Source organism: Phenylobacterium sp., assembly GCF_030693805.1.
GTDB lineage: Bacteria > Pseudomonadota > Alphaproteobacteria > Caulobacterales > Caulobacteraceae > Phenylobacterium.
Genome location: NZ_JAUXZW010000306.1, coordinates 1 through 17,407 on the forward strand (window position 1 = coordinate 1; position 17,407 = coordinate 17,407).

The following is a 17,407-nucleotide window of genomic DNA, read 5'->3' on the forward strand; positions in this document are numbered from 1 at the left end:
ACGGCAACGGCGGCGCCGACACCCTCAACGGCAACGAAGGTGATGACCAAATCACCGGCGGCGCCGATGCGGACACCATCCTCGGTGAAGACGGCGACGACGTTCTCGGCGGCGCCGGCGGTGCCGACACCATCACCGGCAGTGCGGGCGATGACGCCATCACCCTCGGCACGGCTTCGGCGACGACGATCAACGTCGGCGACGGCGGCGTGGGTGACGATACGATCACCGGCGACGCGGATCGCGACAGCATCACCGGCGGCGACGGCGGCGACATCCTGCTGGGCGGCGCGGGCACCGACACCATTTCCGGCGGTGCGGGCAACGACACGCTCAACAGCGGCGCCGGCAAGGACCAACTGACCGGCGGCGCGGGCCAGGACCGCTTCGTCTTCGGCCTCGGCGACTCGGGCTCGACCGTCGGCTCGTTCGACCTGATCAACGACTGGGAAGCGACCGATCGCCTGAGCTTCCCGGGTGCGGCCAGCCTGAACTACACCGAAAGCACGCAAGCGGACTTCGCCACGGCGGAAACCTTCGCCAACGCCCAGATCGCAGGCGGCGCGGCGGTGGTCGCGGTGCAGGTCGGAACTGACGTTGTCGTGTTCGCCGACACCGGCGGCAACGCCGGCACGTACGAGGACGCCATCGTCCTGGTGGGCCGCACGATCAACGACATCTCGAGCACCAACTACGTCTAGTATCCGAGATCATCGGAAGTGAAGATCGAGGCCGCCTTTCGGGGCGGCCTTTTTCTTTTTGACGAACTTCAAGTCCCGAGAGCCGCTCCATGACCACAGTCGCCCAAGAGCTCGCCCCCACGGGGGTGCTGCGCGCCGCGATCAATCTCGGCAACTTCCTGTTGGTCACCGGGCGCAGCGAGGCGGGAGACCCGCAGGGCGTCTCGCCCGATATGGCCCGTGCGATCGCCGAGCGCCTGGGCGTGCCGGTGCGCTATGTGCCGTTCACCGGCCCCGGGGCGCTGGCCGACGCGGTGGACGACGACGCCTGGGACATTGGCCTGATCGGCGCCGAGCCCACCCGCGCCGAGAAGATCGACTTCACACCCGCCTATGTGGAGATCGAGGCCAGCTACATCGTGCCGGCCGGTTCACCCTTGCGCACCATCGCCGATGTCGACCGGCCGGGCGTGCGGATCGCGGTCATGGGCCGCAGCGCCTACGACCTATGGCTGGAACGCAACATCCGGCACGCGACCCTGGTGCGCGCAAGCTCAATCCCTAACGCCGTTCAACGCTTCGCCGACGAGGGGTTGGAGGCGCTTGCCGGGCTGCGCCCTGGATTGATCACCGACCTGCAGGGCTTGCCCGGCGCTCGCATCCTCGACGGGCGGTTCACCGCGGTGCAGCAGGCCATCGGCACGCGCAAGGCTAATGTCGCCGGTGCCGCCTTCCTCACAGAATTTGTCGAGGAGGCCAAGGCTTCCGGCCTGGTGGCCAGGCTGATCGAGCGTCACGGCGTCGCCGGGCGCCTGACGGTCGCGCCACCCGGGCGTGACGACTAGCCTGGCTTCACCTTCGGGTGGCGCACCAAAACCAGCCCGCTCAGGATCAGCGCGACGCACACCACGCTCACCGCAATCAACGGCATGCTGAAACCGCCCGACAGGTCGTGCAGCACGCCGATCGCGAACGGTCCGCCGACGCCGCCGATCTCGGCCGCCGCGAAAAACAGCCCGCTGGCCGGACCGGCGTTCTCGCGGCCGACGCCGGGGGTCTCCACCAGGATCAGCATCGCCAGCGTGGTCATGGAGCCGCGAGCGAACCCTTGCAGGATCAGGCCCAGCCCCAGAGGCGCGCCCGGCGGTGAATGCAGCAGGAGGCTGGCGGCGAAGGCCACCACGAACAGGACGATCAGGATCGGCACGCGGCGTCTCGGCGTCGCGAACTTCGGGATCAGCAGCGAGGCGAAGATGCCGACGAACGTCGGGATCGACGCCCACCATCCCGCGACCGCCGGCGCCATGCCGCTGGCGTGCAGGATCTCTGGCAGCCAGTTGTTCAGGCCGTGGTTGAAGAAGAAGATGCCGATGCTCATCGGCAGGATGAATTGCACCGTGCGCAGACCCAGCAGGTCGCGCATGATCTGGCCTTCCGGACGCTTCGGTTCGTCCTTCAGGCGCGCTTCCATCGCCCGGCTGGCCGGGTGCGCGGTCAGGAGCAGCCAGACCAGGCCGGCCGCGATGATCACGCTGGCGTAGAGCAGCAGGCAAGCCCGCCAGTTGTCGCCGAACAGCGGCAGCACGATGCTGTGGGTGAAGGCGAGCGCCGAGACCTCGCCCAGCGCTGCGCCGGTCGCGTAGATCCCGATCGCCATCGGCCGTTCACGGCTCTCGAACCACAGCGCGACCACAGTCGGCGCGCCGACCGACATCATCGGCCCGCCGATGCCGAACACCGCGACCGCCAGGAACATCGAGATTTCGCCGGTCGCCACCGCCCGCAGGACGCCCGACAGCGCGATCGCCGCCACCGCCGCCAACAGCATCCGCCTGGGTCCGTATCGCTTGAGCAACGCGCCGCACGGAATGGCGGAGAAGATGTAGACAAACTGCCAGGCGCCCATGATGCCGCCCAGCGCGCCATAGCTGATGTGCAGGTCGGCGGAGATCCGCCCGACCAAGGGCGCGATGCTCGCCGTAGTCAGGCCGAAGCTGAAATACAGAAACCAGACGCCGCCCAGCATCGCCCAGCGATAGGACGGCAACTTTTCGGGTGAAGCGGCGGCGTCGGTCGAGTGGGCCGGTGTCGTCATCGCCTGCGAGCATGCTCTGCGTGCGGACGGTCATCAAGCGATGCGGATCGTTCCCCAAGGCCGGGGCGGGCGAATTTCACCGCCGCCGTCAGGAAACGCCCCGCGCGCGCCCGCGCCAATAGGGTTCGCGCATGGCCTTGCGGTCCAGCTTTCCGAGTCCGGTCAGCGGTATCTCGTCGACGAAGTCGATCGACTTGGGCGACCAGGGCGCGCCGCGCACGGCTTTCACATGCGCCTGTAATTCCGCCTCCTTGGCGCTCGCGCCCGCCCGCAGGGTGACCAGCGCCTTGACCGCTTCGCCCCACTTGTCGTCGGGCACGCCGATCACGCCGGCCATCAGGACCGCCGGGTGGGACATCAGGGCGTCCTCGACCTCGCGCGGGAAGATGTTGAAGCCGCCCGAGATGATCAGGTCCTTGGTGCGATCGACGATGTGCAGATAGCCCTCCGCGTCACGCCGGGCCACATCCCCGGTGTGCAGCCAACCGCCTTCGAATAGTTGCGCCGTCAGCTCCGGCTGCTTCCAATAGCCGTTGCAGACCAGCGGCCCACGCACGCAGATCTCCCCCGGCTCCCCGTCGGCGACCTCCCTGCCCTCGGCGTCCAGCAACTTGACCGTCGTCAGCACGGTCGGACGACCGCATGCGGAGAAGCGTTCCGGCTTCGACAGGTCATGGTCGACCATGCGCAGGGTGGTGATGCACTCCGGGCACTCCGACTGGCCGTAGAGCTGCAGGAACACGGGGCCAAAGGTGTGGATCGCCCGCTGCAGCCGGTCGGGCGACATCGGCGCCGCCCCGTAGATGATCATCTTCAGCGACGACAGGTCGTGGCGACCGCGGATCTCCTCGGCCTCCAGCAGGCTGTTGATCACCGTCGGCACCAGGAAGGTGGCGGTGATCTTCTCGTCCTGCACGATCTGGCAGAACTGCTCGGCGTGGAAGCCCGGGATGAAGCGCGTGTAGCCGCCCATCATCATCACCGGATAGGTCTTCACGCCCGCCGAATGGCTGAGCGGGGTGACCAGGGCGTAGCGCAGGTCCTTCGGCCACTCCCATTCGCCGCCGACGGTGGCCGCGAAGGCGACGATCGAACGGTGGGGCAGCATCACCCCCTTGGAGCGCCCGGTGGTGCCGCCGGTGTAGCTCAGCCAGGCGATGTCTTCGGGGTCGGCCTCGTCGATCAGCGGCGCGGACTGGAGCGTCGGCAGCAGAGCCAGCAGGTCGATCGCGCCGTCCAGCGGTCCGACGGCCAACAGATGTTTCACGCCGGCGCATCGCGCTTGGATCGCCTTGGCCCGTTCGCCGTATGGGCCGGCGTCGACGATCAGCGCCTCGGCCTCGCAATCCTCCGCGGTGAACACGTGATCCGCTTCCGCCGACATGGGGTGCAACGGCGTGTAGCGGATGCCCATCAGATTGGCCGCGCAGACCGAGGGCCACACCTCGGCGCGGTTCGAAGTGAGCAGCATCACCCCCGAACCCTTGCCCAGCCCCAGTTGCCGGTAGAGCGTCACATAGCGCCCGATCTGGTCGCCGAGCTCGGCATAGGTCCAGCTGATGCGTCCGTCCGACACCGCCGGACGCTCGGCGAAGCGGACCACGGCGTCGATGATCAGTTGGCCCAGGGTCCCGCCGCTGGTGATGGACATGATGAGGCTCCGAATCGAGGGGACGCTGGAGGAGTCGGGCGGGTTAGCGACGCCAGTGGGCGTCCTGCAGCGCCACCTGCTCGCAGGCGCGAGGCGTATCGAGCTGAGCATGCGCATAGCGCGGCGCCGGCGCCGGCTGGGCGACGCCGTCGACTGTCACGAACGATCCGCGGGCCTTGGCGTGCGGGTGCTCCGGGGCCTCGGTCAAGCTGAGCACAGGCGCGAAACAGGCGTCGGTGTATTCGAGCAGGTCGCACCATTCGGCGCGGGTCTTGGTCTTGAACAGGGCCGCGACCTTGTCCTTCAGCGCCGGCCATTGGCCGCGATCGTTCTGGGCCTCGAACGCCGGGTCGGCGTCCAGCCCGGTCAACTTGCGCAGCGTCGCGTAGAACTGCGGCTCGATCGCCCCGATCGAGACGAAGGCGCCGTCGGCCGTCTCATAGGCGTCGTAGTAGTGCGCGCCGCTGTCCACGACGTTGGCGCCGCGTTCGTCGATCCACGATCCCCGCGCCAGCCCTTCATGGAAGGCCGTCATCAACACGCCCGAGCCGTCCGACATGGCGCAGTCGATCACCTCGCCCTTGCCGGTCTTCGCCGCGTTGAGCAGCGCCGCGCACATGGAGAACGCGAGCATCATGCCGCCGCCGCCGAAGTCGCCGATAAGCGCCGGCGGCGCGACGGGCGCAGCGCCCCGCCTTCCGACCGCGTGCAAGGCGCCGGAGATGGCGATGTAATTGATGTCGTGGCCCGCGGCCGAGGCATAGGGACCGGTCTGGCCCCAGCCGGTCATGCGGCCATAGACCAGCTTAGGATTGAGCTGCAGCAACACGTCGGGTCCCAGGCCCAGGCGCTCCATGGCGCCGGGACGGAAACCCTCGATCAATCCATCGGCTTCCGCCACGAGCCGCTTGATCGCCTCCAGCCCGTCCGGTGATTTCACATCGACGGTGACCCGCCGACGGTTGCGCATCATCGAACTCGACTCGTTCGGATTTGCGCCAGGGCGTTCGATGCGCAGGATGTCGGCGCCGCTGTCGGCCAGCATCATCGCGGCGAACGGGCCCGGACCGATGCCGCCCATTTCAACGATACGCACGCCGCTCAGTGGTCCGGCCATGGCCGCCTCCCCGTTCCAATTCTCGTTGGTCAACGGAGTACCGGCGCGACGGCGTCAGGGGAAGGGAGTCTGCGCGACGAAGCGTAGAGCCATGCGAGAGGGCGGACCCATTCCCGGCATCGTCACGTCGGCAGGTTGGACCCGCCTCGATCCACAAGCGCCACGGTCACAGCTTCACCGTGACTGCGCAGAGCGCTGGACATCCCATCAACCAGCAACTGAGCGTGCTCACGGCACGCGAACGGCCCCATCCAGTCGTGGCCTTTCACAAACCAGCCTTCGGGCTTATTAACGATAGTGAACGTCAAACAAGTCATGGCGAAAGCACCTCTGACTTATTGAACTCACAACTCTGCAGTGTGTTCCATTTTTTCTGTAATCTCTGGTTTATCCAGCCATTATTCGAACACAATGCGATTGTGAACGGCATCATCTCTGATCGACACGGACGTCCTGCGAGATGTGCAACTGCTTCGTGCCTCGGAGCCTAAAGGCCTGGATCGCTTGGGCGCGAACCTCGACCTTCGGGTAAAGGCGCCCTCAACGGCGTATGGTCGCCTTTGGGCTTTGCCGCGTGCGTCGCGGTAGACCCGCACGGAGGGTCGACGCCCTGGCTTCCGCGTAAACAACAGCGCATTGTTCATTTTGCTCAGGGGAAGATCTCTGTATTCCCTCCAGCGGCGGTGATGCCGAGGGTGTTGATTGGCTCCTTTCAAGAACAACGGACCCCGTCAGGTCATGGATATTTCGCCGAACTATCTGTTCCTTGGCGACGGCGGCGAGATGGGCGAGCGCATCCGCGCCTATGACTGGGCCCACTCGCCCATCGGCTCGCCGGATCAGTGGCCGCAGAGCTTGAAGACGGCCGTCCGTCTGGTCCTCACGTCTCGTCACCCGATGTTCATCTGGTGGGGGCAGGAACTGATCCAGTTCTACAACGACGCCTATGCCGAGACGATGGGCCCGGAGCGTCATCCCTCGGCGCTCGGGGATCGCGGTCGCGATTGCTGGGCGGAGATCTGGCCGATCATCGGGCCCCAGATCGACCTTGTGATGCGTGGCGAAGGCTCCACCTGGAACGACGACCAGCTTGTACCGATCACCCGGCATGGCGGCCTTCGGGACGTCTGGTGGACCTATGGCTACAGCCCGATCGACGACGCCGGCGGGGTGGGCGGCGTGCTTGTGGTTTGCAATGACGTGACCGAAGCCCACCTGGCCCGCGATGCGCTCGACCAGCGCAACGCCCAACTGCGATCCGACGTGGAGCGGCTGCACGAGTTGTTTGTGCAGGCCCCTGGCTTCGTCGCGATACTCGGTGGGCCGGAGCACGTCTTCGAGTTCACCAACACCGCTTACGAGCGCCTCGTCGGACGCCACGACCTCATTGGCCGTCCGGTGCATGAGGTACTGCCGGAGATAGCCGCCCAGAGCTTCGTGGACTTGCTCCGAGAGGTCTACGCCAGCGGCGAACCGCACGTGGGGACGCGTGCGCCCCTCCGCGTTATGCGGGCGGCGGGCGCGGAGCCTGAACAGCTTTATGTGGACTTTGTCTTCCAGCCGATCAGGGACGCCTCAGGACAGGTTTCCGGCATTTTCGTGGAAGGGCACGACGTCACGGCGAGGGTGATGGCCGAGGAACGCCAGCGGCTGGTGGTGGACGAGATGAACCATCGCGTGAAGAACATCCTGTCCACGGTGCAGGCGCTTGCGATGCTGACTGGCAAAAGCGCGAAGACGGTCGATGAATTCAGATCCGCTCTCAGCGACCGCATCCACGCGATCGCAACCACACAGGACCTGCTCATTCGGGGGCAATCCGGTCATGTGGACCTCTCTGCAATCCTTGAGGCGGAACTGGCGCCGTATTTGGGGGCGGGGCAGGTGGACCTGCGCTGCGAACCCATGTCGCTTGCGCCGAACGCGGCGGTCAGCGTCGGCATGTTGGTCCATGAACTGCTGACCAATGCGGCGAAATATGGCGCGCTATCCACCCCGGCGGGCAGGTTGAGCGTTCGCGCCACGCACGTCGGTCGGCAAGGCCTCGTCGAATGGCGCGAAACCATCGAGCGACTGGTCGACGTTGATGTGAAGCCTGGCTTTGGCACACGACTCATCGAGCGCCTCGCGGGCGACCTGGGCGGGCGAGCGAGCGTTACGTTGTCGCCGACGGGGCTTCGGGCTGACATCGCGCTCGACCTTGGCCTCGATCAATCCAGGGGCGCGGAATTCCATGCGGAACTGGCGCAGCAAAGCGCAGACGCCGCGTGCGATACGCCCTTGGACCGCACGAAGATCCCATGACTTACGAGCCGGCCGCGAAACCTAAGTCGAACGCCGCTGTGCTCTACACCGCGGGCGCTGGGGCTCAGTCGAGTTTCACAACGTCCGCCGGAGCGGCGCGGCTCGCCGCAGTCCAGATCTGCCTAAGCTGAAGCTTGAGGCTGCGACTGGTGAGCTGCGCCTTGGCGTCCGAATAGCCTTCGGCGCGCAGGGCCAGCGCGAGCTCGGTCAAGGAGGTGATGCTGCCCGATCTCGCCAGTTGGAAGGCCCGCTCTAGCGTTGTGGGACGATCATTCACGACAGGTCACGCCAGCCGCGGAGATAGAGTCCTTCAGCCGCCCTTCTGACTTGAACCCCTGGCAATCGCGGCGCGCACGCGGCGGGTCGGGGAGACTCATGCACAACTTCACACCCGCACATCAGATTCCAGAGCCAATGGCGTCGCAGTGGCGACTGGATCTAGCTAAGGCGCTGAAAACCTTGGTAGCTGGGGGCGGGATCGAACCGCCGACCTGTGGGTTATGAATCCACCGCTCTAACCATCTGAGCTACCCAGCCACGGGGCCTTTCAGCGAGCGCCGGGTATAGGCAACGAAACGCCAGCCTTCAAGCGGCTTGGGACATTGGGCGGCGCGGGCTAGATTCCCCGACGCATGAGCGTCCTCCACCTTCTGGGAACTTCGGGCGAAGGCGGCGCGGAAACCTATTTCCTCGACCTCGTCCAGGCCCTGCACCAGGCGGGCGTCGCCCAGGCCGCGGCGATCCGCCGGCATGAGGCGCGCGCGACGTCGCTCGCCAAGTCAGGCGCCAGCGTCGGGGTGTTCGGTTTCGGCGGCCCGATCGACCTGCTGACAAAACCCCGCGTGGCGGCGTTCGCCCGTCGTCACGACACCCGCCTGGCGCTGGCCTGGATGAATCGCGCGGCGCGCCATACGCCAAAGGGGCCCTGGGCGCGTGTCGGGCGGCTGGGCGGCTATTACAGCCTCAAATACTACCGCGGCTTCGACGCCCTGGTGGCCAACACCGAGCACATCGCCGACTGGGTGGTCGAACAGGGGTGGCCGGCCGGCCGCGTCCGCTACATCCACAACTTCGCCGCGCCCCCCGCGGCAGGCGCAGCGGCCGAGCGCGCCGCGCTGGCGACGCCGAGCGACGCGCCGTTGCTCCTGGCCATGGGCCGCCTGCACGACGCCAAGGCCCACGACGTGGCGCTGGCGGCGCTCGCTCGGCTGCCCGAGGCCTATCTGTGGATCGCCGGCGCCGGTGCGCTGGAGGCCAAGCTCAAGGCGATGGCCGATGCACTGGGGGTGGCCGGGCGGGTGCGGTTCCTGGGCTGGCGCAACGACCCCTCGGCGCTCTACCGGGCGGCCGACGTCTGCGTCTTCCCCTCGCGCTTCGAGCCGTTGGGCAATGTGGTGATCCAGGCGTGGGCGCACGGCCTGCCGGTGGTGGCCGCCGCCAGCCAGGGGCCAGCCGCCCTGATCCGCGACGGCGAGGACGGCCTGCTGGTCCCGATCGACGACGCCGAGGCGCTGGCGGACGCCACACGCCGGGTACTGGAGGACGAAGCCCTGCGGGTGCGACTGGCGGCGAAGGGGTCGGAGCGGGTAGCTGCCGAGTTCTCACCCGCCGCCGTGGTCGAGCAATGGCGCACCCTGTTCGCGGACCTGGGCGCCGGCTGATGTGCGGCGTCGCGGGCTTGCTGGGTGTGGACGGCTCGGCGCGGCTGATGATCGAGGCCCTGGCGCACCGCGGCCCGAACGGCGTGCGGGTGGAGGATCCGGCGCCCGGCTGTTCGCTGGGGCACGCGCGGCTTTCAATCATCGACCTGGAAGGCGGCTGGCAGCCGCTGCACGCCGCAGGCTCCACGGTGATCGGCAATGGTGAGATCTACAACTACCTGGAGCTCGCCCGGGACCATGGGTTGGAAGGCGCGCTGGCGACCGGGTCCGACTTCGAACCCCTGCTGCACCTCTATGGACGCGAAGGCCAGGCGGCCTTCGACCGGCTCCGCGGCATGTACGCCCTCTGCCTGCTGGGCGCGGACGGCCGCACGTGGCTGGCCCGCGATCCATTCGGGATAAAGCCGCTCTACCTGCTGGAGCAGGACCAGGGCCTGGCCTTCGCGTCGGAACCTCGCGCCTTCATCGCCGCCGGTCTGCTGGCGGCGGAACTGGATCTCGAGGCCGCCCGAGAATTGGCGGCGCTCAACTACACGCTCGGCGAACGCACGATCTTCAAGGGCGTGCGCCGGCTGGCGCCCGGCGAGGTCGTCGAGGTCAGGGACGGACGGCTGGCGCAGCCTCGCCGCCGGCCGGCGCTAGCCTCCACGCGCGCGGCGGCGCGGGGCGGCGAGATGGAACTGGTGCGCAAGCTCGACACGGTGCTGGAGGACTCGGTGCAGGTGCACCAGCGCGCCGACGTCCCCTACGGCCTGTTCCTGTCGGGTGGCGTGGATTCCTCGGCGATCGCCACGGTGATGGCCCGCCTGAACGAGCGTCCGGTGACCGCCTTCACCTGCGGCTTCGATGCGCCCGGCGCCCGCGATGAGCGCGCCCAGGCGGAGCGCGTCGCCCGCGCGCTGGACCTTGAGTGGCATGAGACGCTGTTCGACGAGGCCGACTTCTGGCGCATCTTGCCCCAGGTCGCCTGGGCGCTGGACGACCCGACGGCGGACTACGCGATATTGCCGACCTACAAACTGGCGCAGGCCGCCAGGGACACCCTGACCGTGGTGCTGACCGGTGAAGGCGGCGATGAGCTGTTCGGCGGCTACGGACGCTATCGGCGGGCGCGGCGCCCAGCCTGGCTGGGCGGGCGCGCGGCAGAGCCGCAGACTCCAGATTCCCAGGTGCTGCAACGCTGGCGCGACGCCGCCGCCGCGCCGGGTGCGCTGAACGGCCTGCAACGCGCCCAGTGGGGCGACGTCGCCACCTGGCTGCCGAACGACCTGTTGTTGAAGCTCGACCGCTGCCTGATGGCGCATGGCCTGGAAGGACGCACGCCGTTCCTCGACCGGGAGGTGGCGGCCTTCGCCATGGCCCTGCCCGATCGCTACAAGGTGCGCGGGCGTCACGGCAAATGGCTGCTGCGGCGCTGGCTGCAGCATGCCTGCCCAGCGGCTGATCCATGGGGACGCAAGAAGGGCTTCACGGTGCCGGTCGAGGCCTGGATCGCGCCGCGCGCTGCGGACATCGCGCGCCGGGTCGGGACCATCGCCGCGGTGCGCGACACCTTCGGAGCGGAGGCCGTGCGCGCGGCGTTCAGCGGCGGACGCGGCTGGCCGCTGCTGTTCTTCGCCGTATGGTCGCTGATTCACCTTGAAGGGGCCGTGCCCCACGATGCGCTGGAGCAGGCCGCGGGAACGATCTGAGCGCTGGCGGCATTGCAGCGCGGCGTGCGCGACTTCAGGAGACCGACATGCCCCGTATCGTCGCCGTGGCCGCCACCGCCGCCCTACTCGCCGCCTGCGGCGCGCCGTCAGGCGAGGCCCAGCCCAGATCTCCGCAGGCTTCCGCGTCGGTCGAAACCCGGCCGCCCAACGCCGCGAGACAGTCTCCAGCCTTTGCAGGACAAACGCGGGCGCCCAGGGCGATCTCAGGCGTCGCCTTCCGCACCGTGACGGTGTCCGAGGGGCTGGAACATCCGTGGGGCATGGCCTTCCTCCCGGACGGCGGGTTGCTGGTCAGCGAACGGCCGGGGCGACTGAGGATTGTCGGTGTCGACGGCGCGCTGTCAGCGCCGATCGCCGGTCTGCCGGCGGTGGACGCTCGCGACCAGGGTGGTCTGCTGGGCCTGACGATCGACCCGGCGTTCGCCGACAACCGCCTCGTCTACTGGAGCTTCGCCGAGCGCGGCGTCGATGGCCTGACCAACACCGCGGTGGCGCGCGGCAAGCTCGTTACCGGTCCCTCAGGCGCCTACCGTCTGGAGGGCGTCCAGGTGATCTTCCGCCAGAAGCCGTCGATGGACTCGACCAAGCACTATGGCGGACGGCTGGTGTTCGGCCGCGACGGCATGTTGTTCGTTGCGCTGGGCGAACGCTCGATCGTCGCCGGGCGGATGCAGGCCCAACGGATGGACGGCCTGCTGGGGAAGGTCGCGCGGATCCGGCCGGACGGGACCGTCCCGCCTGACAATCCGTTCGTCGGCAAGCCGGGCGTACGACCGGAGATCTTCTCGCTCGGCCATCGCAACATCCAGGCGGCCGCGATCAATCCGCGCACAGGCGAGCTGTGGGAGGTGGAGCACGGCGCGCGCGGCGGCGACGAGGTGAATGTGGTTCGGGCCGGGCGCGACTACGGCTGGCCGACGATCACCTATGGCGAGGATTACTCGGGCCAGCCGATCGGCCAGGGGATCACCGCCAAGGCTGGCATGGAACAGCCGGTCTACTACTGGGATCCGGTGATCGCACCGTCAGGGATGACCTTCTACGAGGGCGACCTGTCCCCGGCCTGGAAGGGGTCGCTGTTCGTCGGCGGCCTGGCTGGCAAACACCTGGTGCGGCTGACCCTCGACGGCGATCGGGTGAGCGGCGAGGAACGACTGCTGGTCGATCTGGGCGAACGCATCCGCGATGTGATTCAGGGTCCGGACGGGGCGCTCTATGTTGCGACCGACGCCGACAAGGGACGAATCCTGAAGCTGATTCCCGCCGCCTGACGGCGCAGGAGGCCGACGCGATCTAGCGTGGGATCAGCTTGTGCGAAGCGCGCAGCTTTCTCCGCCGCTCGGCGGGCTCGCCGAAGAAGCGCTCAGCCGCCCAAAGGATCAGATAGGTCGCTGAGAAGCTCGCCAGCCCCAGCAGGATGAGTTCTTTCACCGTACCCGTAGCCCCCCGGCCAACCGTGCAGTTGCATGGTCCTGCGCCGTCGGCAGGAACCTATGCGTTTCAAGTCACTGATTGGTAAACCGGTCGACAAGCATAACCGTTCCGGACGGCGTTACTTCTTCTTGGTCGGGGGCGTCAGGAACGAAGGCCCGGCGGCGACCGCCTTCGGCTTGTCGGCCTTGGGCTTGCGGACCTCGCGATTGCTTTTCTTCTGGCCTTTGGCCATGGCGGCCTCCTTTCAGGATCGGGACTTGGTCAGCGCCGGTCGTCGGGCGCGCCGGGCGGTTTGCCGGCGGCGAGCAGCGCCGACCCGGCAGCGGTGATCACCCAGCCTTCGCGGGTGCGCTCCGCGAAGCCAAGATCGGTGAGCGCGCGCGCGTCGCCGATGTTGATCCAGTCGACCGTCTCGCCAGCTTGCTTGCGCTCAAGGTTCTTGAGGGCGGTCAACTGGCCGTTGGACAACGTCGAGACGGTCACGTCCGACACCTCGTCGCGCGACTCATCACCGACGCGGACGGCTCGTCAGCGTGCCGCGGAGCGCCTGGATATCGGCGAGGCGGGGTTTTGGACGAGAGCCGGTGGAACGAGGATCGTTCAGCCCGGTGACGACCGGGCGCGGGGTGGGCCTGATTATGGTGGACATGGCGTCCTTCTTGGCCGGCTGAAGCGCATGGCGCGCCATCGACCGCCGGCATATCCCTTATATCCGGTCCAGCGATGGAAAGCTTGCGTCGTGCGCTGAGCATGCGACTGTTAACTGTCGCGGCGACTTCGGATTCTTTCGAGGGTGGCTTTCGCGTCCTCGCATCGGACATTCGGACAGCATGGCGCCACCCCGCAACACTTGGTTCTCGCTGGCGCTGGACACCATGCGCCTGGGCCTCGAGGCCCAGACTGTGGTCAATCTGCGCCTGATGAAGTTCGCGACCTTCGGCCCCGGCGCGATCGGCGAGGCCGAACGCATGATCAGCGAGAAGATGGAAGCGGCGATGCAGGTGCAAGCGCAACTGCTGACCTCCGCGCTCTCCGGCTCGGCGCACCTGGCTCCGGCCCGGACCGTGGCCCACTATCGGCGCCGCGTGCGCGCCAACGTCCGCCGTCTGGCTAAGTAGCAGGCTCCAGCCCAAGCCGCTCGGCGACGGTTTCGCCGATCGCCAGAGAGCTGGTGAGCCCAGGACTCTCGATCCCGAACAACGCCGCCAGTCCCGGCAAGCCATGGACGCTCGGGCTGTCGATACGGAAGTCCGGTTGCGGCTCGTTAGGGCCGTGCAGCTTGGGGCGGATGCCGGCGTAGTCGGGAACCAGCGCCCCGTCGGGCAACTGCGGCCAGAAGCTGCGAACCTCCGCGTAGAATTCCCCTGCCAACGCCGGATCGACGCTGTAGTCGGCATGGTCGACGAAGTGCAGGTCCGGACCGAACACCGCCTGCCCGCCGAGGTCTCGGCGGTAATGCGCGCCCAGTGAGCCCGGCACCGGTGGCGGATAGATCAGCCGGCTGAACGGCGCCCGTCCGGTGAGCCGGAAATAGACGCCCTTGCCGAGATGCAGCTCAGGAATGGTGTCGGCGGGAAATCCCTCGATGTGACGCGCCACATCCTGTGCGGCGAGGCCCGGCGCGGTCACCAGCAGGCGGCAGGTCAGGTTGGTCGCCTCGGCGCCGCCGGCCCGCACCTTGAAACCGCCACCGTCCAGCGGTGTCGCGCCTTCGAACGGAGTCGCCAGCACCACCGCGCCGCCGGCCGCTTCGATCTCGCCCTGGAGGGCCAGCATGTAGCCGTGGCTGTCGAAGACGCCGCTCTGCGGCGACCAAAGCGCGGCCTCGCACTTCAGCTCCGGCTCCATCTCGTGGACTTCGGCGCTCGACAAGGTGCGCATGCCCTCGACGTCGTTGCGCAGCGCCTGCTGCATGATCGGCTCGAGCCGGTCGACCTCGCCAGGTTCGGTGGCGACCACCAGCTTGCCGCAGCGATCGAAGTCGACCTTGTGCGCCTCCAGGAACGCGTAGAGCGCGCGGCGGCCCTCGACGCACAGCCGGGCCTTCAGCGATCCGGTCGGATAGTAGAGCCCCCCGTGGATCACCTCGGAATTGCGTGAGGAGATGCCCTCGCCGATGGCGTCCTGGGCTTCCAGCACGGCCACGGTCAGCCCACGCCGCGACAAGGCGTAGCCGCAGGCGAGGCCGACCGCTCCTGCCCCCACGACCACTGCGTCGAAGTCGAATTGCGCCATTCAGGCGGCTTGGCTCGCGGCCGGCGCGTCCCACTGCGCCCACAGCTTGGCCTCGTCGGCCTTGGCGGCGACGATCGAGGCGTCCTTGATGTGGCCGAAGCCACGGATCGCCTGCGGGATTTCGGCGATCTTGACCGCCAGCGGCAGACGGGCTGCGTCGAGGCCGGTCAGCAGCCGGTCGAGGCCCGCCTCATAGTCGCCAATCAGCTTTCGCTCGACGCGACGCTCGTGGCTGGAGCCGAACGGGTCGAACGCCGTGCCGCGCAGCCGCTTCATCTTGGCCAGCAGCGGGAATGCGGCGCTCAGCATCCAGCCGCCGAAGGCGATCTTCCGCGGCCGTCCTTCGCTGTCCTTGGGCGCCAGGATCGGCGGCGACAGCATCACCTTGGCCTTGCCGCCCCGGAACACGTCGGCGCGATAGGCGGCGAAGCGGCCGTCGGTGTAGAGGCGGGCGACCTCGTACTCGTCCTTGTAGGCCATCAGCTTGTAGAGGTTGATCGCCACGGCGCGCGTCAGGGCGTCGGCGTGCAGCGGCGCCTCGGCCTTGGCCGTGCGTTCCACCTGCTTCAGGTAGCGGGTGGCGTAGGCGGCGTCCTGATAGGCGGTGAGCTCGCGCGCCCGGTGTGCGATCAGGGCGTCCAGCGGCAGGGTCTCCGGCGTCGGGGCCGCGTCCTCCGGCTCGCCTCGCGACGCCGGCGAGTGGGCGGCCATGCGGCCGATCTCGAAGGCCTGCAGGTTGGCGTCGGCGTCCACGCCGTTCAGCCGGATGGCGCGGTACATCGCCCGGCTGGACACCGGGATCAGGCCCTTCTGCCAGGTGAAGCCCAGCATGATCATATTGGCGTAGATGCCGTCGCCGAGCTTGCTCTCCGCCAGATGGTGGGCGGGGCATTCGTCATAGCTCTTCGAGGCCCGGGCGAGACGCCCTGCCACTCCTTGCGGATCGTAGCGGATGTCGCGCTGGGTGACGAAGTCGGCGGTGGGCGCGAGGTCCTCGTTGCCCAGGGTGATCGTACGGTCGTTGGAACAGAGCGTCAGGGCGTCGGCGCTGGCTGCGGCGAGCAGGTCGCCGGCGATCAGCACGTCGGTGCTGGCGGCAGGCACCCGGCCCGACGTCGGCGTGTCCTCGGTCTCGCCGATGCGCACGTGGCTGAACACCGCCCCGCCCTTTTGCGCCAGGCCGGTCATATCGACATTGGAGGCGGCGCGCCCGTCCACGTGGGCGGCCATCGCCAGGATCGAGGCGACCGTGGTCACGCCGGTGCCGCCGATGCCGGTGAAGACGATGTTGCGGACCCCGCTCCAGGGCTGAAACTCCGGCAGCGGGGTCGAGTCCGCGGTCAGCGCCGGCAGTTCCGCAGCATGGGTGTTCTCCGCGCCCTCCAGCGTGATGAACGAGGGGCAGAAGCCGTCCAGGCATGAATAGTCCTGGTTGCACGACGACTGGTTGATCTTGCGCTTGCGGCCGAACTCGGTGTTCAGCGGCTCCACCGACACGCAGTTGGACGTGCGCGAGCAGTCGCCGCAGCCCTCGCAGACCAGCGGGTTGATGAACACCCTCCGCTCGCCCGCCTCCAGCGTCCCGCGTTTGCGGCGCCGGCGCTTCTCGGCGGCGCAGACCTGGTCGTACAGCAGCACCGTGACGCCGGGCGTCTCACGCAGCATCCGCTGGACGGTCATCAGCTCGGAACGCGGCCGCACCTCGACGCCGGGGGCCAGGTCGTTGACGCCTTTGTATCGATCGACATCCTCGGCGACGATCACCGTCTTGGCGACGCCCTCGGCGGCCAGTTGGCGGGTGATCTGCGGCGGGGTGAAGCCGTTCTCCGGGGTCTGACCGCCGGTCATCGCCACGGCGTCATTGAACAACAGCTTGTAGGTGATGTGCGACTTGGCCGCGACCGCCGCGCGGATCGCCAGGGATCCGGAGTGGTTGTAGGTGCCGTCGCCCAGATTGACGAAGACGTGCTTCTCCTCGGTGAACGGCGAGGCGCCCACCCAGGACAGGCCCTCGCCGCCCATGTGGCTGTTGAGGTCGGTGGAAGGGTCGTTGAAGCTGGCCATGTAGTGGCAGCCGATGCCGGCCAGGGCGCGGGAGCCCTCGGGCAGGCGGGTGGAGGTGTTGTGTGGGCAGCCTGAGCAGAAAAAGGGCTTGCGCTGCTGGTCGCTGGACAGGGTCACCGCGGCCATGGAGGCGGCCGAGACCCGGCTCAGATAGTCATAGACCCGATCCATGTGCGGGCCGGGCGGCAGGCGGTCGGCGATGGCCAGCGCGATCTCGGCCACCGACAGGGAATTGAGTTCGGAGAGCAGCGGGCCGCCGTTCTCGTCGGTCTTGCCGATGATCCGGGGGCGAGCCTGGGCCGGCAGATCATAGAGGGCGGCGCGGGCCTGGGTCTCGATCAGCGGACGCTTGTGCTCGATGACCATCAGGGTCTCGAGGCCGGCGGCGAAGGCGCGCAGCCCGACAGGCTCCAGGGGCCAGGGCATGCCGACCTTGTAGATGGCCACCCCGAGA

At 68.0% G+C, this 17,407-nt stretch carries 16 protein-coding genes and 1 tRNA gene; 7 read left to right on the plus strand and 10 right to left on the minus strand.

The features are described from left to right. Both Q8M88_RS11765 and Q8M88_RS11770 read left to right on the plus strand, forming a co-directional pair. Positions 1-701 (plus strand): calcium-binding protein (locus Q8M88_RS11765; protein WP_305597346.1); only part of this gene is annotated, 701 nt, incomplete at its 5' end. A gap of 89 nt (positions 702-790) precedes the next feature. Continuing rightward, a complete protein-coding gene (locus Q8M88_RS11770) occupies positions 791-1,525 on the plus strand; it encodes a transporter substrate-binding domain-containing protein (protein WP_305597347.1) in 735 nt (244 codons plus the stop codon). On the opposite strand, the gene Q8M88_RS11775 is transcribed toward Q8M88_RS11770, so the two are convergent. The 3 genes from Q8M88_RS11775 to Q8M88_RS11785 form a co-directional block, all read right to left on the minus strand. Then, entirely contained in the window at positions 1,522-2,775 is a 1,254-nt protein-coding gene (locus Q8M88_RS11775) for a CynX/NimT family MFS transporter (RefSeq protein ID WP_305597348.1), read from the minus strand. The genes Q8M88_RS11770 and Q8M88_RS11775 overlap by 4 nt on opposite strands. An 88-nt stretch (positions 2,776-2,863) precedes the next feature. Continuing rightward, positions 2,864-4,426 (minus strand): AMP-binding protein, encoded by a 1,563-nt coding sequence (locus tag Q8M88_RS11780; protein ID WP_305597349.1) that lies wholly within the window; start codon positions 4,424-4,426, stop codon positions 2,864-2,866. Between the two features lie 43 nt (positions 4,427-4,469). Next, positions 4,470-5,543 carry a CaiB/BaiF CoA-transferase family protein gene (locus Q8M88_RS11785; protein ID WP_305597350.1) on the minus strand — a complete coding sequence of 358 codons (1,074 nt, stop codon included), beginning with the start codon at positions 5,541-5,543 and terminating at the stop codon, positions 4,470-4,472. A gap of 738 nt (positions 5,544-6,281) precedes the next feature. Between Q8M88_RS11785 and Q8M88_RS11790 the strand changes: the two genes are divergently transcribed. Further along, on the plus strand, positions 6,282-7,847 hold the full coding sequence (locus Q8M88_RS11790; RefSeq protein WP_305597351.1) for a sensor histidine kinase: 1,566 nt from the start codon (positions 6,282-6,284) through the stop codon (positions 7,845-7,847). A 64-nt stretch (positions 7,848-7,911) separates the two neighbouring features. Here the strand turns inward: Q8M88_RS11790 and Q8M88_RS11795 are convergent, their stop codons facing one another. Both Q8M88_RS11795 and Q8M88_RS11800 read right to left on the minus strand, forming a co-directional pair. Continuing rightward, positions 7,912-8,058: a hypothetical protein gene (locus Q8M88_RS11795; protein ID WP_305597352.1), complete on the minus strand. Its 147-nt coding sequence runs from the start codon at positions 8,056-8,058 to the stop codon at positions 7,912-7,914. Positions 8,059-8,307: 249 nt separating this feature from the next. Beyond that, a tRNA-Met gene (locus Q8M88_RS11800) sits at positions 8,308-8,384 on the minus strand. A gap of 95 nt (positions 8,385-8,479) precedes the next feature. Between Q8M88_RS11800 and Q8M88_RS11805 the strand changes: the two genes are divergently transcribed. From Q8M88_RS11805 to Q8M88_RS11815, 3 genes are read left to right on the plus strand one after another with little or no spacing between them, the layout of a single operon-like run. Then, entirely contained in the window at positions 8,480-9,508 is a 1,029-nt protein-coding gene (locus tag Q8M88_RS11805) for a glycosyltransferase (RefSeq protein WP_305597353.1), read from the plus strand. Beyond that, positions 9,508-11,199, plus strand: coding sequence for an asparagine synthase (glutamine-hydrolyzing) (gene asnB, locus Q8M88_RS11810; RefSeq protein WP_305597354.1), 1,692 nt, complete (start codon positions 9,508-9,510; stop codon positions 11,197-11,199). Before Q8M88_RS11805 ends, asnB begins: the two co-directional genes overlap by 1 nt. Positions 11,200-11,246: 47 nt before the next feature. After that, positions 11,247-12,491: a PQQ-dependent sugar dehydrogenase gene (locus Q8M88_RS11815; RefSeq protein WP_305597355.1), complete on the plus strand. Its 1,245-nt coding sequence runs from the start codon at positions 11,247-11,249 to the stop codon at positions 12,489-12,491. A 22-nt stretch (positions 12,492-12,513) separates the two neighbouring features. Here the strand turns inward: Q8M88_RS11815 and Q8M88_RS11820 are convergent, their stop codons facing one another. The 3 genes from Q8M88_RS11820 to Q8M88_RS11830 form a co-directional block, all read right to left on the minus strand. Further along, positions 12,514-12,651, minus strand: a complete 138-nt coding sequence (locus tag Q8M88_RS11820; protein WP_305597356.1) for a hypothetical protein — start codon at positions 12,649-12,651, stop codon at positions 12,514-12,516. 121 nt (positions 12,652-12,772) lie between these two features. Next, positions 12,773-12,886, minus strand: a complete 114-nt coding sequence (locus Q8M88_RS11825) for a hypothetical protein (protein WP_305597357.1) — start codon at positions 12,884-12,886, stop codon at positions 12,773-12,775. A gap of 29 nt (positions 12,887-12,915) precedes the next feature. Then, positions 12,916-13,137 carry a hypothetical protein gene (locus tag Q8M88_RS11830; RefSeq protein WP_305597358.1) on the minus strand — a complete coding sequence of 74 codons (222 nt, stop codon included), beginning with the start codon at positions 13,135-13,137 and terminating at the stop codon, positions 12,916-12,918. A gap of 347 nt (positions 13,138-13,484) precedes the next feature. On the opposite strand from Q8M88_RS11830, the gene Q8M88_RS11835 reads away from it, so the two are divergent. After that, positions 13,485-13,772, plus strand: a complete 288-nt coding sequence (locus Q8M88_RS11835) for a hypothetical protein (RefSeq protein WP_305597359.1) — start codon at positions 13,485-13,487, stop codon at positions 13,770-13,772. On the opposite strand, the gene Q8M88_RS11840 is transcribed toward Q8M88_RS11835, so the two are convergent. Both Q8M88_RS11840 and Q8M88_RS11845 read right to left on the minus strand, forming a co-directional pair. Continuing rightward, a complete protein-coding gene (locus Q8M88_RS11840; protein WP_305597360.1) occupies positions 13,765-14,889 on the minus strand; it encodes an NAD(P)/FAD-dependent oxidoreductase in 1,125 nt (374 codons plus the stop codon). The genes Q8M88_RS11835 and Q8M88_RS11840 overlap by 8 nt on opposite strands. Continuing rightward, the coding region (locus Q8M88_RS11845; protein ID WP_305597361.1) for an indolepyruvate ferredoxin oxidoreductase family protein at positions 14,890-17,407 on the minus strand (2,518 nt) is incomplete at its 5' end. It lies immediately after the preceding gene.

Excerpts from the sequence above, each read along its gene's own strand:
- Q8M88_RS11770 (WP_305597347.1), top strand. The coding sequence starts at position 791 with ATGACCACAGTCGCCCAAGAGCTCGCCCCCACGGGGGTGCTGCGCGCC.
- Q8M88_RS11775 (WP_305597348.1), bottom strand. The coding sequence starts at position 2,775 with ATGACGACACCGGCCCACTCGACCGACGCCGCCGCTTCACCCGAAAAG.
- Q8M88_RS11780 (WP_305597349.1), bottom strand. The coding sequence starts at position 4,426 with ATGTCCATCACCAGCGGCGGGACCCTGGGCCAACTGATCATCGACGCC.
- Q8M88_RS11785 (WP_305597350.1), bottom strand. The coding sequence starts at position 5,543 with ATGGCCGGACCACTGAGCGGCGTGCGTATCGTTGAAATGGGCGGCATC.
- Q8M88_RS11790 (WP_305597351.1), top strand. The coding sequence starts at position 6,282 with ATGGATATTTCGCCGAACTATCTGTTCCTTGGCGACGGCGGCGAGATG.
- Q8M88_RS11805 (WP_305597353.1), top strand. The coding sequence starts at position 8,480 with ATGAGCGTCCTCCACCTTCTGGGAACTTCGGGCGAAGGCGGCGCGGAA.
- asnB (WP_305597354.1), top strand. The coding sequence starts at position 9,508 with ATGTGCGGCGTCGCGGGCTTGCTGGGTGTGGACGGCTCGGCGCGGCTG.
- Q8M88_RS11815 (WP_305597355.1), top strand. The coding sequence starts at position 11,247 with ATGCCCCGTATCGTCGCCGTGGCCGCCACCGCCGCCCTACTCGCCGCC.
- Q8M88_RS11825 (WP_305597357.1), bottom strand. The coding sequence starts at position 12,886 with ATGGCCAAAGGCCAGAAGAAAAGCAATCGCGAGGTCCGCAAGCCCAAG.
- Q8M88_RS11835 (WP_305597359.1), top strand. The coding sequence starts at position 13,485 with ATGGCGCCACCCCGCAACACTTGGTTCTCGCTGGCGCTGGACACCATG.
- Q8M88_RS11840 (WP_305597360.1), bottom strand. The coding sequence starts at position 14,889 with ATGGCGCAATTCGACTTCGACGCAGTGGTCGTGGGGGCAGGAGCGGTC.